Raw genomic sequence first — 14,252 nt, 5'->3', positions numbered from 1 at the left:
TTAGTTATTTCCTTTTTTTCCTTGTCTCCCTTCCCTGGTTACCAGTTCCCAGTCCCTAATTCAGATATTGATGCTTTGAGGAATTTTAGAAGGAAGCAAATATTCATAAATTGGACGCTGCAAATTACGTTGCTTAATCGTATCTTCTACCCGCTGAAGATTAGTCTGGAATGCCTGTAACAATGGTTTTACTTTCTGGTCTGTAAAGTATCCTTGCTGATACTGGCCCAGCTTGTTATAGTATACCGATCCCAATAAGCTGAGTAAATTGTATTGCCGTTGCGCCTGATCTAAGGGGGGGAGCAAATTCAGGTAGTCTTGCTCAGTAACTTCTCTTTTGAGAGTTGAAGCTGGTAAATAACCTGCCATTGGGATAGCTGCGGCGTAGCCCATCAAATCTTTTTGCGGAAAATTAACCGCAGCATGTTGAGCGCTGGCGGTGAAAATAATCAGCGTAATGGCATCATTGAGGTAATTGAGCGTTTTGATGCCCCCATTCTCGCCAAAATCGGGGATACGACCACCATCATAAGCTGATATTTCAGCTGCCCATGCTTGCAGGGCTGTATCTTTCTGAATATCTTCATCGGTGAGGTAATATAAATTCAGATAGTCCCAAACCCATTGATGAATGGCATCCCAAACTAATAGTGCATCATCTCGATAAGGATAAACAGGCAATAGGTTGGGATCATCCACACCGCGCTGTTGGAATTGCTTGGGCAAGATGGCACTATTGAACCCATAGCTTTGCAACCCCAGCACTGTTAAAACGCGGGAGTTATCGATTGATGCTGAGAGTAATCTATCGACACCACCGCCAGGAGCAATCAGAATCCGTTGGGCAGCATCGTTAATTGCTAAGGTACTGTCAAAATGCGGGCGCAGCAGAATTCTTAGGGGATGGGTAAGTGGCAGTTGTCGATAGGTTGCGATCGCAAAAACACCAACTAACAGGTGAGTTCTTGCTAGGTGAGTAATCGGTTCGTGGAAGTTAGCATCTGCTATTTGGACAACTGTTTTGGCAAAAAGCCAAGCGTATTTACCGGAATTAGGGGTAATGATCGGATAATCTGATCCTGGAGTTTGACCGCATTGAATGGCTATCGGACGCAATAGACGGGTGGGGTCTGAGCCTTTAGGTAAGGCAAACAGTGCTAGGGGAGCATAGACATATTTTTGTTCATGTGGGAATGTACCATTGATCGCACCGGATAAAATTTTATAATCAGCTAAGTAGAGCCTTCCTTCAAGTCCTGCGGCTGCTAATGAATCGTCAGTTCCCATCACTGCTTGGTAATGTTCGTCTGTGACTGGGAAGCGATCGCCTGGACTAGTTACTCGCTCGATCATCACGGGATTGTAGCCAGCTACTCGCATGTAGGCAAATACTTCATCTTCCTGGGAAGTTTTGGCGATCACTGGTACACCAATCAGCACAAACAAATTTTCGTAGTCCTTGAGACTGGTTGCATGTCCTGTGGGTTGTCCTTCATATAGAAGGGTAATTATTTGATTTAGAGTATCTCTGAGAATCACAAGTCCGTTTTCTTTAAGAATAGAAAAGAAAAGATCGTCAAGTTCTCTAACATCCTGAGATATCTGTTTAAGCAAAAGCTGGGGGATAATTTGTAGGATTCTCACCAGAATGCTGATTTGAGCTGGTATTGCTCCCTTGACCAAGGCTTCTAAAATAAACCTTTCGACATCATCACGAATCGATTCAGAACCCTGATTTCCTCTGTTGACAATCAAGGTATTCACAAAAAGAACTCGTAACTGCTGGGCTAATAAAAAATACCAATTAGTGGTGAACTCTTCTGCAAAAGAAACCCGATCCACCATAGCAATAGATGGAATATAGGTATAGTTATATTCATACTCTTGCCTAGTGATGTCTAGACTATGAGTACTTGGGTAACTTATCGAATTATCTGATGATGAAGCAGTCATTGCCCCTATTCACGTATAGTGGTTTAGATAACTTTAACAGTTGAGGATGCACAAGTTTTAGTTATAGCAGTCCTAAATCATTTGTAAAAATAAATTAACCACAGAGGCAAGGCAGTGCGTTGGGCGGGTTCCCCGACTTGAAGCAACTGCCGCGCAGAAAGCGCAGAGAGAGGAATCGGAGATTTTCACGACTCATTTAGGATTGCTATAGCTAAATGTATTATCGCAATCAAATTTAAATTTTTGATTTTTCTCAAAGAAATTTTATATAATTTCTCGCTCACTCCTAACTCATTCCTAATCAATAAAATCCTCAGATTCAGTAGTAACCAGAGATTTCTAGCTTTCATTATAGGAATCTCAACTAAAAAAATATTCAAAATAATAGTGGCACATTACAGCGTTGAGCCTTAGCCAGACTAAAATAGCGCGAAGCTTTCATGATTTCTTTGAATCTGACCTTTACGGCATCGACATGATTCAATGCCAGTCAATTGTTTAATCTGACTACTTAACAAGTTACTAGCAATAGTTAAGTTTAATAAATATCATAAACTACAGAATTTATTTTATGCATTCTCAATTAATTTTCTCATCATTTGAAGAATACTTAACACAGTCGGTTACTGTTACTAATTTTAGCAATGCTTTCTGAATGTGTCACTTTGTGTAGTACATAAATACTATAAAAATGCGTAGGCCTAGCCCGCCGCAGGCATCGCGCTGTACCAGTTGTGTAAGTCCTGGTTCAGATAGAGGCGGCATTTCTTCACCAACAAATGCCAACCACATTGGTTATCTTCAAGTAGCCTTAGTAAAGCATCGGAATGAACTGAAGTTGGGGAATCTTGCATCTGGGGATAAAATTGCTCAGAAAGTTCTCAATCGGTTCAGTTTAACTGTTTGGGGAATTCGCCAACGGTATCCGTATCCCGGCTCAATCTAGAGTACCAGCTGAAACCGCTACTTTTGTCAACGAAATCAAAAATTTGTGGTTGATTGACTTTTTTGGTTGATTACTTTGTCCTGGTGTCACATACTCGATTGAGAGATTGATGGTATTTTATTTTTGCACAAACTCCTTTATTCCAATCGCAATACAAGCTATGACACTCAATTTATATTTACTGCGACATGGAGAAACTACTTTTAGTCAAAGTGGTAATTTCTGCGGTGAAACTGATGCCCAGTTGACAAAAGAAGGGATGCAGATGGCAGAGAGTTTTGCCGATGTTTATCAAAAATTGAAGTGGGAAGCTGTTTATCTTAGCCCGATGAAGCGCACAATTGCAACTGCCAAGCCATTTTGTGATGCTATCGGTATGGATATGCAGTTGCGTGACGGACTTAGAGAAGGTAGTTACGGCGAATGGGAAACTAAGAGTAAATTGTTTGTCCAAGAGAATTACGCAGAAAACTATGTAAAATGGTTGACAGAACCCGCTTGGAATGCACCACTAGGTGGAGAAACTGCGGTAGATATTGCTAACCGTTCTATGACTGTAATTGCTGAAATTCAAGAAAAACATTCCCAAGGTAATGTTTTAGTAGTTTCCCATAAAGCCACGATTCGGATTATGCTTTGCAGTTTACTGGGAATTGATTTGGGACGCTATCGCTATCGGGTGAATATTTTGGTCGCGTCGGTAAGTATGGTTAAATTTGACGTTAATGGTCCTTTGTTAGAAATATTGGGCGATCGCCATCATATACCCGATCATATTCGCTTTCGTCCAGGAACATAATAGTCCCTACTAGTAGTTTGTCAAGAAACTATTGACATGATATATGCAAAGGCGGCAACAAAATCTAACTTTCCAGCTTCCTGTGTCAATGACCCTAGAGATAGCCGTATGATAGACGTTATTGGAAAATTATGATTATTAATGAATGAAAATATTGTTAGAGTGTCAGCAATTTAGCTACAACCTAAATTCAGAAAACGATCATGACTCTAACGATTGAAATTACCTCTGACTTCATCTGCCCGTGGTGTCTAGTCGTCGATGCACGACTGAATCGAGCCATTGAACAACTCAAGACTTCTGTTGAAATCAAGCGCGTTTGGTATCCGTTCGAGCTAAATCCGACCATGCCTGAAGCAGGCATGGAACGCAAAACCTACCGCTCCAACAAATTTGGTAGTTGGGAATACTCACAATCACTAGATGCTAAAACCGTGCAGGCAACCAAAAGTGACGGCATTGAATTTCGCTATGACTTGATGCAGGTCACACCGAATACCCTTAAAGCGCATCGCTTGACTTGGTTAGCTGATCAGGAAGGCAAAGCGACCGAAATGGTTGAGCGGATTATGAACGCTTACTTTACTGAAGGACAAGACATCACTGAGGTCGAAACTCTCACCAAACTTGCGGCTGAAGTCGGACTAAACCCTAACTCAGTCAAAGCATTTCTAAGTTCGACTCAAGGGATTCAAGAAGTGAAAGCACTAGAACAGCAGGCCGCGAGCCGGAATATTCGCAGCGTACCGACGATCAAAATCGGCAAAGAAACAATCGTGGGTGCCCAGAGTACAGAAGTCTTTTTGACCGCCTTGCAAACCGCAGTCAATGAGCTAGAGATGGCATAAGGCTAGTCACAAGGAAAACCTCAACCAGGATTCAATGACCATGAAAGTTACAGGAAACCGTGCCATTGTGATCGGCGGCTCACTCGGCGGCTTGTTTACTGGGATTATGCTGCGAGCAATCGGTTGGGAGGTCGATATTTATGAACGGTCTGCCCATGATCTTGATAGTCGAGGTGGCGGCGTTGTGCTCCAACCCGATGTGGTTGAGGCGTTTCAAAGGGCAGGCATTAACGCTCAAGCACTTGGTGTAGTGGCACATGAACGCTATTACTTGAACCCAGATGGCAGCATTGCTCAACGGATGCCGATGCGCCAAATGCTCACTTCTTGGAATTTGTTGTATGGCTCTATGCGGCGACATTTTCCAGCCGAACATTACCATTACGGAAAACACTTGAGCCAGATCCAGCAGATGGGTGAACAGGTCACAGCCTCCTTTGCGGACGGAACTAGTGACACAGCAGATTTATTAATTGGTGCTGATGGGTCGAACTCGACTGTACGACATTATTTTCTGCCAGATGTTCAATATCGGTATGCCGGATATGTTGCCTATCGAGGACTAATCAACGAAGCTGAACTAGAGGAAGAAGCTGCTGCGCTTTTTAGCGAGCGATTTGTATTTTATCAATTCCCCAATTCTCACATTCTCCAATATATAATCCCTGGTGAACACGAATCTTTGGTGCCTGGAAAACGCCGCTTTAACTGGGTCTGGTACGTCAATTACGATGAGGCGACAGAACTGTCTCGCATTCTCACAGACCGGAATAACAAACGCCGGGACTATTCCATTCCACCTGGACTGTTAGCTTCAGCGGTTGAGCAAGAATTGCGATCATATGCCAATACCGTCCTAGCTCCCCCGTTTCAGAAGCTCGTTGCAGCGACCCAAGAACCGTTTGTCCAGGCAATTTTAGATTTGGGAGTGCCGCAAATGACATTTGGACGGGTGGCGCTGGTTGGAGATGCTGCCTTTATTCCCCGTCCCCACACAGCCGCTAGTACAGCAAAAGCTGCCGCGAATGCGATCGCCTTGGCAGATGCTCTGGTTAATTATAATCACGACGTGAGGGAAGCGCTGAAAAGCTGGGAACCCCTTCAACTTGCCTACGGTAAGCAACTTATGGTATCTGGTCAGCAACTTGGCAATCGCTCTCAGTTCAGCCACGGGACAAGTCGGTTTGGTGAGAACTTGGATCTTCTTCAACAGAAAGCATAAAGTCACAGGGTGCGAACTATCTGTTAGTTTTCGAGGACCGATTCAAGCGTTTAAATTAGGGCCATTGTTCATTACTTCAAGAGGCATTGATGCCATGCTCAATTAAGGGACTGACAAAAAATAAATTATCCAAAATTATTTGTACATTTGTAGGGGATCTTCGCCTTGCGTCCCTACGATGGGATATTTTTTTAACTGGAGTTTCTCAGCCTTTACTTTTTGCAGATGAAGGTAGAGGCAGGTTTATTCAGCTATTAAGTTGGCGATCGCTTCTACTAACTCGGCTGGCTCTATTGGTTTGGCAAGATGCTTGTCAAATCCGGCTTCTAGTACCTGCTTGGCGTTAATTTCTCCAGCATAGGCAGTAAGTGCGATCGCCCGAATTTGCCCTCCTTGCTCTGGTGGCAGTGTTCTTAACTGTCGCATAAACATACATCCATCGACTTCTGGCATCCCAATGTCGCTTAAAAGTATATCTGGCAAGGATTGGGTTAAAACGGCTAGGGCTTCATCTGCTGATGGTACTGCTGTCACATTTGCTCCATACTGCTCTAGCAAGAAGGCAATAAATTCTCGCGTATCTACATCGTCGTCCACTACTAAAATTTTCACCCCATTCAAATTTGCGGATGGCTCTGAGTCGCTACTGTCCTGTTTAATCTCTGATTGATTTTGGATCAGCGGTAGTCTTACTGTAAAAGTTGCGCCCTGATCTTCCCCCCTGCTTTCTACCTGGACTGTCCCACCATGCAGTTCGACTAAGTGACGGACGATCGCTAACCCTAATCCTAGTCCACCAAATTTTCTGGTGGTGCTACTGTTCTCTTGGCGAAAATATTCAAACACGTAAGGTAGGAAATCAGGATCGATGCCTTTCCCTGTGTCGCTGACTGTGATTTGAACATAAAATATAGGGTTTAGCATAGGACTATTTTCTGTTTCCTGTGCCCTGTGCCCTATACCCTTTACGCTTTCCAATCGGATATCCACCCGTCCTTCCACAGGTGTAAACTTAATTGCGTTTGAGAGCAAGTTCCAGACGATTTGCTGTAATCGGTTAGAGTCACCTAAAACTTGTCCCAAATTTGGTTCTAGGCTGATATGCATTTGAATTGACTTAGCTTCTGCCGATAGCCGCACTGTCTCCATTGCTGCCGAAATCACAGATGTTAGGTCAACTGGATAGATATTCAGGCTAAGTTTACCTTGTAATATCCGGGAAATATCTAACAAGTCTTCAATCAGTTGAGCCTGTAACTTAGCATTTCGCTCAATAGTCTTCAGCGCTTGAGGGATTGTCTTTTCATCAAGTTTTTTGGTTTGGAGTAGCTTTGACCATCCTAAAATTGGGTTGAGTGGCGATCGCAACTCATGAGAAAGGACTGCCAGAAACTCGTCTTTAATCCGGTTGGCGTTTTCTGCTGCTTCCCGTGCAGTTTGCTCTGCCTCGTATAGACGGGCACGTTCCATCGCTTGAGCGCACTGCTGTGCTAGTGCAAGGATAAAGGTATGGTCATCCTGGTTAAACTCCTGAATTTCGGCAAAAGCTAGAGATATTCCACCTATGGCTCGTCCCTCGATGATCAATGGAATCGAAATCCAAGCTCCGTAGTTGTACCGAGCATACTCCTGAGCCAGATGTGAGTAACGAGCCACCCTTGTTGTTGTTGACTCTTGCCAGATCGGCTTTTTGGTTCGGACTGCTTCTGCCAGTGGCGCAGATGCATTAATAGAGAATCGACGCCATGAATCTAGCGTTTCCTCTTGATAACCTACAGCCCGGACAATTTCTAATTCAGTGCCGCTTTTAGTCAGTAATGCTACTAAAGCAGAACTAGCTGCCAAAGCTGCCATACCTTGCTCTACAATTACTTCAGCGACCTGTGCCAAAGTTAGAGATTCAGAAAGTGCAGCGGTAAGAGCTTGCAGACGGGCAGTGCGAGATGCTGCCTGTAAAGCCGCCTGTTGAGATTGCTGTGCTTCTTTGTAGAGTCGGGCATTATCAACAGCGATCGCCGCCCGACAAGCTAACTCCTCAGCTAACATCTGGCTTTTGGTGTCATAGCGACGACCTGAAGAAGATACCAAAGTCATAGCTCCCAGCACTCGTCCCCGAACTATCAGCGGTACACTCATACCAGATGTCGGATTTAGTTCTTGCAAGATTTTTCGGTGAGCGGCGTTGTGGGTTGGCACTTGCATCTGTTCCTCACGAAAATGAGTAATTTGTGACTTGCCTGTCCGTATTACCTCAGCAACACCTTCTGTTTGTACCAAATCAGGCGGATAATTTTGTAACTGTTCTACCAATTCTTGTTTCCCTGAATTGGCATGAACTGCTGCTACACGGCGGACTGATTGATTCTTAGAAATAATATCAACTAAGCACCAATCAGCTATTTCAGGCACTGCTAAACGCGCCAAACTGGCTAAGGTTGTCTCATAGTCCAATGATGCAGCCAAAATCCCACTAGCCTCAGCTAGAAAACGCTGCTGCTCCTCCACCTGCTTGCGCTCAGTAATATCTCGCGAAGACGTCTGCATCTCTAAAATTTCTTTAGTTTGGCGATCGCGAATAGCTCGAAGAGTTGTTTCCAACCAGATATAGTGTCCGTCTTTGTGACGACCCTGGTGAGTAATAGTACAAATATCTGGTAAATTGGCATTGACTGGGTAATTCTTCACAATCTGTGCCAGATCGTCAGGGTGAACTAAATGATAGCTGAGACGACCGACTAATTCCTCTGGTTGATACCCTAGTACTGTGTAGCAAGCTGGTGAAATGTACAGAAGAGTTCCATTTACTGTATGGCGTGAAATAATATCAGTTGAATTCTCAGCCAGCAGCCGAAAACATGCCTCACTCTCGCCCAGTTTTGCCTCTGAGAGTTTGCGGACATTAATATTACGGAAATAAAGTGATAACCCTGTGGGTGAAGGATAGGCGCGAACCGCAAACCATGCATCCAAGGGTGGGTAATAATCTTCAAGCTCAAGCGGCATTCCTAGAGCAACTGCCCTTTGATAAAGCTGACCAAAGCTAGTAGCAGCCAGTTCTGGGAATTCTGACCACAAATTTTTTCCGAGCAGATCCTCGCAGGAACGCCCCAGATTTCTGCTTGCTTCATGATTGAGGTAGGTGAAGCGCCACTCACTGTCAAAGGCCAGAAAGCCGTCAGTGATCCTCTCCAAAATTTGGGTAACTTGCTCTTTGGCGTCCTCAGCCTCAACACGAGCCACTTGCTCCCGCTCAAATAGCTGTTCGCACTCTGCTTCGGCAAACTTGCGATCGGTGATTTCTTGGCAGATTGCGCCCACCCAAGTAATTTCATCGGGTAGTTTAATCGGATAATAATTTCCCGACCAATACCGCTGCTTTCCAGGCGCGGCGGGTGTCTCCCCACTAGTCTCTTGGGCAATAGATTCTCCTGTCTCGATCACATGGCGGAAAGCTTCCATCACCGCAGAATCTATTCCAGGTAGCAGTTGGGCGACGGTCTTACCGATATGCGCCTCTTGGGGAAAACCATTAATCTCAGCTAAAGCGTCATTCAATCGAACGTATCTTAATTTCTCATCCCATAAGCCAATACCTATAGGTGCGTTATTGAAGAGGGTATCAAGCAGAACGTTAGCTTTAAGCAAGCGAGTCTGCTCTGTTTTCAGTAGCACCAGCAGTTGCTCACGGTCTGCCTCAGCCTGCTTGCGTTCGGTAATATCCAAGCACATTCCTACCCATTCGCGGATTTCGCCTGTGTCGTCGAGTATAGGCACACCGCGTATATTCATGTAACGGTATTCGCCGTCATGTCGCAGAACACGATACTCGGCAACTGCAACACTACGTGTAGGAAATGCCTGTTTCCAAATTGCCACCATCGAGGAACGATCTTCTGGGTGCAGTGCCTCAACCCAACCCCATCCTTTGTATTCTTCGGGACTTTGCCCTGTGAACGCCTCCCAGGTAGGAATCTCGTCAACAACGTTGCCCCAAGGTGCCGCCCTCCAGACTATCGATGCGCTAGCTTCTGCCAGTGAACGGTAGCGTGCTTCACTATCGCGCAGCGCAGCTTGCTGTTCGCTCAAATCTTGCCGCAAATCTGTAACCTCTTCAGCTTTCAGGTGATCAATTAAATCTTTAACAATGGTAAAGTCTTCCTCGCCAATCAATACACCTGGGGTTTCAAAAATCTGGCGATATTTTTCCTCGCTTTCTTGCAGTAACGACTCGGTTTGCTTCTGCTCGATGAACTGACCAATTTGAGTAGCGATCGCACTGATCATTTGGAGTAAATTGGTGTCAGGCGGTGAAATTTGGTCGCTGAAAAATTCAATCACACCTAAGATTTTATTACCCAGCCGAATCGGAAATCCGATAGCGGCGGCAAAAAAATTCTCGTCTTGGGCTTCTGAAATCCAAACAGGTTGACCACTTGCCCAAACTTGACCGGGTAAACCTTCATTAAAAGCAATTGTCTGCTGGTTGAATGGTTCTTTCTCCAAGTCAGATGAATACCAACTACTCATGCGGTGCAGAACATTAGCTTCATCGTCTCCACTCCAAATTATCCCAGCTTGCCATCCTAAACTTTCACAAAGGGATTGGAGAATAGCTGGAACCGCATTCACAAGCGTGGTTGCCTCAGCAAGGAGGTGAGCGATCGCATACTGTACAGTTAGAAGCTGTTGGCTGCGTTTGCGCTCAGTAATATCTGTAATTAAGATTGATACGCCAGTTTCTGAGGGATAGACGCGGTTTTCCAACCAGCGATCCCATTTTGGATAGAAATACTCAAAATTTACTAGAACTTGTTCGGCAATAGCGCGGTGCAGTTCAGTGTAGAGTAGGCTATTAACTTTGTCAGGAAACTCCCAAATACTCTTGCCTAAGAAGTCTTCCTGATTGATCCCAGCTAGTTCAGCTAGCTTGTCATTAACATAGGTGTAGCGCCATTCACGATCCAATCTGATAAAAGCATCGCTGATCCTAGCTAAGAGCTGTTCAACGTCTTGGGTGATAGTTGCTGGAACATCAGCAGTCACAGTCTCTGCTCCTCATTTTTGAAAGTATTTGGCTAAAAGCGCCTCACCGGGTTCTTCTATCTGGTATAGTAGCTTTTCAATTTCTTTTATAGCTAGTGGGGAAGGTCGTGTCCGTCCGTTTTCCCATCAGTTTGTAGTGTGGAACGAAACCCCTAAAATCGTTGCCAGTTTTACCTGTGAAACTTTGAGACACTGCCGAATCTTTCAAACAACTGTGCAATCCTTAACTGTTCGATTGCAGGCATAAGGTAAATATATTTTTATTTTTCTACCAGATACTGGAATATAGCATCTGCGATTACTCTGACTGCATCTATCTACAGTTATAGAGGTTGTAAGTAGAGGATCTTGGCCAAGATCCCCTACAAATGTACAAATAATTTGGATAATTTATTTTTTGTCAGTCCCTTATGCAAGCTATTTAAGCTAGTAATAGAGTTGTTTCAATCCAGAGAATGAAAATATGAAGGTTTGGCTTGCCTGCTTTTTGGTGCTGTTTGCCTTGGCAGAACTGTTTGACTGGTTGCAAGAATTTAATCTGCCATTACCTATCTATATTTTGGGTGGTGCTTTTTTAGCTGTTGCTTCTAACTATGATAAAATATTCGGCTCCTATTTCGATGATTCAAGCATCGAAGCATCACTCGAACAACCCCAGTTAGATTCATTAACTCCATCTACTAATCCTATTTCTTTCCCAATTGCCAGTCCTGTTGAAGATGCTCAAACAGATGATTAGCCGCAATAGCACGACGCCCTTGGCGAGTCATCTCCCAAAGGGAGACGCCAAGGGCGATAGCGCAGCGTAAAGCCTTCTCTTCTCCCTTGGCGCTAGCCTCTCCCTTTGGGAGAAGGGGAGACGCTACGCGTAGCTTGCTTCCCTGTAAGGGTACGAGAGGCTGCGCCAACGCCAACGGCATGGCTTCGCTTAGAGCGTCACGAGCGTCACGAGCATCACAAGCGTCATAGCCGATTATGTGGGTGAGGCTGCACGTAGCTAAGAGTAGGAATATACCAAGGTATCTAAGCAGCAAGTAAATTGCTACATTAATAGAGAAGCTCAGATTAATTAGCTTTTCACCTAGAGTCAGAAAATTAACTTCTGTGCCTGCAACATCTACCTAATTCAGGCTACCGTCGCAACGCCGTGATCAGTGGACTATTAGAAAAACTTCGTGTCTTCTTTGCCAAAGTTGAGGATTCCCATAAAACTTCCAAGAGCAAAAGCTGGTTGCAAATTATTTTGGTTACCAGTGTAGGAGTTACCGCCTTTATATGGGGAGTTCGGGAACTGAAATGGTTGCAGTCTTGGGAGTTAATAGTTTATGACCAAATGTTGCGATCGCGTCCGAAAGAAGCACCTGATCAGCGGATTTTGCTGGTAAAAATCACTGACGAGGATCTCAAACCAGAGAAACGGACTCTATCAGATCATACCATAAATCAGCTATTAGATAAAATTGAGTCTTATCAACCGCGAATTGTTGGTTTATATCTTTTCCAACCAGAAGACAACAATTTGGCAGCTAAGGAGCAAAATCAAGATAATATCATCAGCACCTGTTTGTTCAGCAGCTTGGGTAGAGATGAAATACCACCGCCACCTAATTTTCCTATAGATAATGTTGGGTTTAGTGATGTAGTTGCTGACAATGAAAACGACCAAATTCTCCGCCGCAGTTTGTTATTTGCTAACTCTACAGACAAGAAATGTACAACATCATTTGCATTTGGGGCGCAAATAGCAATTAATTATCTGGAAAAACAAGGCATTGAATACCAATTTACAAATAAAGGAGAATTTCAATTAGGTAAAACCCTCTTCCCGCGTTTACAAGCTAATTCTGGTGGCTACCAACATCTGGATGCAAATGGCTATCAAATATTATTAAATTATCATCACCCCAACAGCCTCGCCAACCAAGTAACTCTCACACAAGTCCTCAGTGGCCAAGTCAACCCCAATTTAGTCAAAGACCGTCTTGTAATTATTGGCACCACAGCAGCTAATCTTTCTTCAGGTAGCTTTTATACACCCTACAGTGCTTTGCCAGATCAACCAGCCAGAATGCCTGCTCTGTTTATTCATGCACAAATAGCAAGTCAACTCATCAGTACAGTGTTGGATGGGCGACCTCTAATTTGGTATTGGCCAGACTGGGCGCAACTTATTTGGGTGTGGGGCTGGTCGCTCTTAGGTGGAACTATAGCATGGCGGTGGCAAAATCCGTTGCTGTTGCTAGTGGTGGACGGGACAACTCTACTTGGCTTAATAGTAATCTGCATCGCTTTGTTTTTTCAAGCTGGATGGGTGCCATTAATACCTTCTGCTCTTGCCTTAGTAATTAGTAGTATCTGTGTGATTGCTTATACTAGCTTCCAAAATCAGCGGCAAACTCAGGTGATTATTCTGCAAGTTGAAAAACAACAAGAAGCGATCGCCCAATTAAATGTACTCTTAGAAGATAAAACAGCATTTCCCGACTCCTATCTTGACTTTCCTCCCCCAATTGATTCACCAAAAATAAAATCTGGTGATTTACTTTTGAATGGACGCTACAAAATCTCTCAAGTTCTTGGTGCAGGTGGATTTGGTCGTACTTATTTAGCACAGGATACTCAACGGCCCGGCAATCCCACTTGTGTAGTGAAAAAGTTAATGCCAGCCCGTCAAGATACACGATTTTTGCAAATTGCTCGCAGGTTGTTTAATAGTGAAGCTGAAATATTAGAATCTTTGGGTAAACATGATCAGATTCCCGAACTACTTGCTTATTTTGAAGATGACGACGAATTCTATTTAATTCAAGAATATATCGAGGGACATACCCTAAGCGAAGAATTACCACCTGTGCAGAATGTACAGAACGAATCATTTGTGATAGAGATGCTCAAACAAGTTTTAGAAGTTTTAGAATTTATTCACCAGCATCGAGTGATTCATCGTGATCTCAAACCGACTAATATTATTAGATGCGCTCAAGATAATCGGCTGGTGTTGATTGACTTTGGTGCTGTCAAATTGATGCAACCGCCAAATAGTGAGCAAACCGAATTAGCGACAGTAGCCATCGGGACGCGGGGTTATGCACCTCCAGAACAATTTGCCGGTCATCCCCGCTTATGCAGTGACATTTACGCTTTAGGAATGATTGGCATTCAAGCCATAACTGGGATACCACCGCAAGAACTCCACCCAGATTTAGAAACAGGGAATGTCATGTGGCGGCAAACAGCGCCAGTCAGCGAAGAATTAGCAGCAATTTTAGATAAGATGGTTTATTATCATTTTAGCGATCGCTATCAATCAGCCGCCGCAGTTTTACAAGATTTAAAACGTTTTTCAATTAATTGAATTCAGGATTCGGGGAGATTTTTTTAGGCGATAATTTTTATTAGGAAATAACATGCGTTTCCCTTGAGCCTCATAGCTCTCTCACC

8 protein-coding genes are annotated in these 14,252 nt (G+C 44.0%); 6 read left to right on the top strand and 2 right to left on the bottom strand.

The window, feature by feature from the left end; all coding sequences use genetic code 11:
- Window positions 1-60: 60 nt before the first annotated feature.
- On the bottom strand, window positions 61-1,953 hold the full coding sequence (locus tag V7K40_RS31555) for a lipoxygenase family protein (RefSeq protein WP_334966818.1): 1,893 nt from the start codon (window positions 1,951-1,953) through the stop codon (window positions 61-63).
- 691 nt (window positions 1,954-2,644) lie between these two features.
- Here V7K40_RS31555 and V7K40_RS31550 point away from each other — a divergent pair.
- From V7K40_RS31550 to V7K40_RS31535, 4 genes are all read left to right on the top strand, one after another.
- Window positions 2,645-2,899: a hypothetical protein gene (locus V7K40_RS31550; RefSeq protein WP_334966817.1), complete on the top strand. Its 255-nt coding sequence runs from the start codon at window positions 2,645-2,647 to the stop codon at window positions 2,897-2,899.
- 160 nt (window positions 2,900-3,059) lie between these two features.
- Window positions 3,060-3,698 (top strand): histidine phosphatase family protein, encoded by a 639-nt coding sequence (locus V7K40_RS31545; RefSeq protein WP_334966816.1) that lies wholly within the window; start codon window positions 3,060-3,062, stop codon window positions 3,696-3,698.
- A 203-nt stretch (window positions 3,699-3,901) separates the two neighbouring features.
- On the top strand, window positions 3,902-4,546 hold the full coding sequence (locus V7K40_RS31540; protein ID WP_334966815.1) for a DsbA family oxidoreductase: 645 nt from the start codon (window positions 3,902-3,904) through the stop codon (window positions 4,544-4,546).
- Between the two features lie 40 nt (window positions 4,547-4,586).
- Window positions 4,587-5,768 (top strand): FAD binding domain-containing protein, encoded by a 1,182-nt coding sequence (locus tag V7K40_RS31535; RefSeq protein WP_334966814.1) that lies wholly within the window; start codon window positions 4,587-4,589, stop codon window positions 5,766-5,768.
- 243 nt (window positions 5,769-6,011) lie between these two features.
- Here V7K40_RS31535 and V7K40_RS31530 read toward each other — a convergent pair whose 3' ends face one another.
- Entirely contained in the window at window positions 6,012-10,811 is a 4,800-nt protein-coding gene (locus V7K40_RS31530; protein WP_334966813.1) for a PAS domain S-box protein, read from the bottom strand.
- Window positions 10,812-11,274: 463 nt separating this feature from the next.
- Between V7K40_RS31530 and V7K40_RS31525 the strand changes: the two genes are divergently transcribed.
- A complete protein-coding gene (locus V7K40_RS31525) occupies window positions 11,275-11,550 on the top strand; it encodes a hypothetical protein (RefSeq protein ID WP_334966812.1) in 276 nt (91 codons plus the stop codon).
- A gap of 408 nt (window positions 11,551-11,958) precedes the next feature.
- Window positions 11,959-14,166, top strand: a complete 2,208-nt coding sequence (locus V7K40_RS31520; protein ID WP_334966811.1) for a CHASE2 domain-containing serine/threonine-protein kinase — start codon at window positions 11,959-11,961, stop codon at window positions 14,164-14,166.
- The last annotated feature ends 86 nt before the right edge of the window (window positions 14,167-14,252 follow it).

Origin of the sequence: Nostoc sp. (genome assembly GCF_036917195.1) — a bacterium.
In the GTDB taxonomy this organism is placed as follows: Bacteria; Cyanobacteriota; Cyanobacteriia; order Cyanobacteriales; family Nostocaceae; genus Nostoc.
The sequence above is the reverse complement of the archived record's forward strand: the minus strand, read 5'-3'. Positions and strand labels throughout refer to the sequence as shown.

Excerpts from the sequence above, each read along its gene's own strand:
- V7K40_RS31555 (WP_334966818.1), bottom strand. The coding sequence starts at position 1,953 with ATGACTGCTTCATCATCAGATAATTCGATAAGTTACCCAAGTACTCAT.
- V7K40_RS31550 (WP_334966817.1), top strand. The coding sequence starts at position 2,645 with ATGCGTAGGCCTAGCCCGCCGCAGGCATCGCGCTGTACCAGTTGTGTA.
- V7K40_RS31545 (WP_334966816.1), top strand. The coding sequence starts at position 3,060 with ATGACACTCAATTTATATTTACTGCGACATGGAGAAACTACTTTTAGT.
- V7K40_RS31540 (WP_334966815.1), top strand. The coding sequence starts at position 3,902 with ATGACTCTAACGATTGAAATTACCTCTGACTTCATCTGCCCGTGGTGT.
- V7K40_RS31535 (WP_334966814.1), top strand. The coding sequence starts at position 4,587 with ATGAAAGTTACAGGAAACCGTGCCATTGTGATCGGCGGCTCACTCGGC.
- V7K40_RS31525 (WP_334966812.1), top strand. The coding sequence starts at position 11,275 with ATGAAGGTTTGGCTTGCCTGCTTTTTGGTGCTGTTTGCCTTGGCAGAA.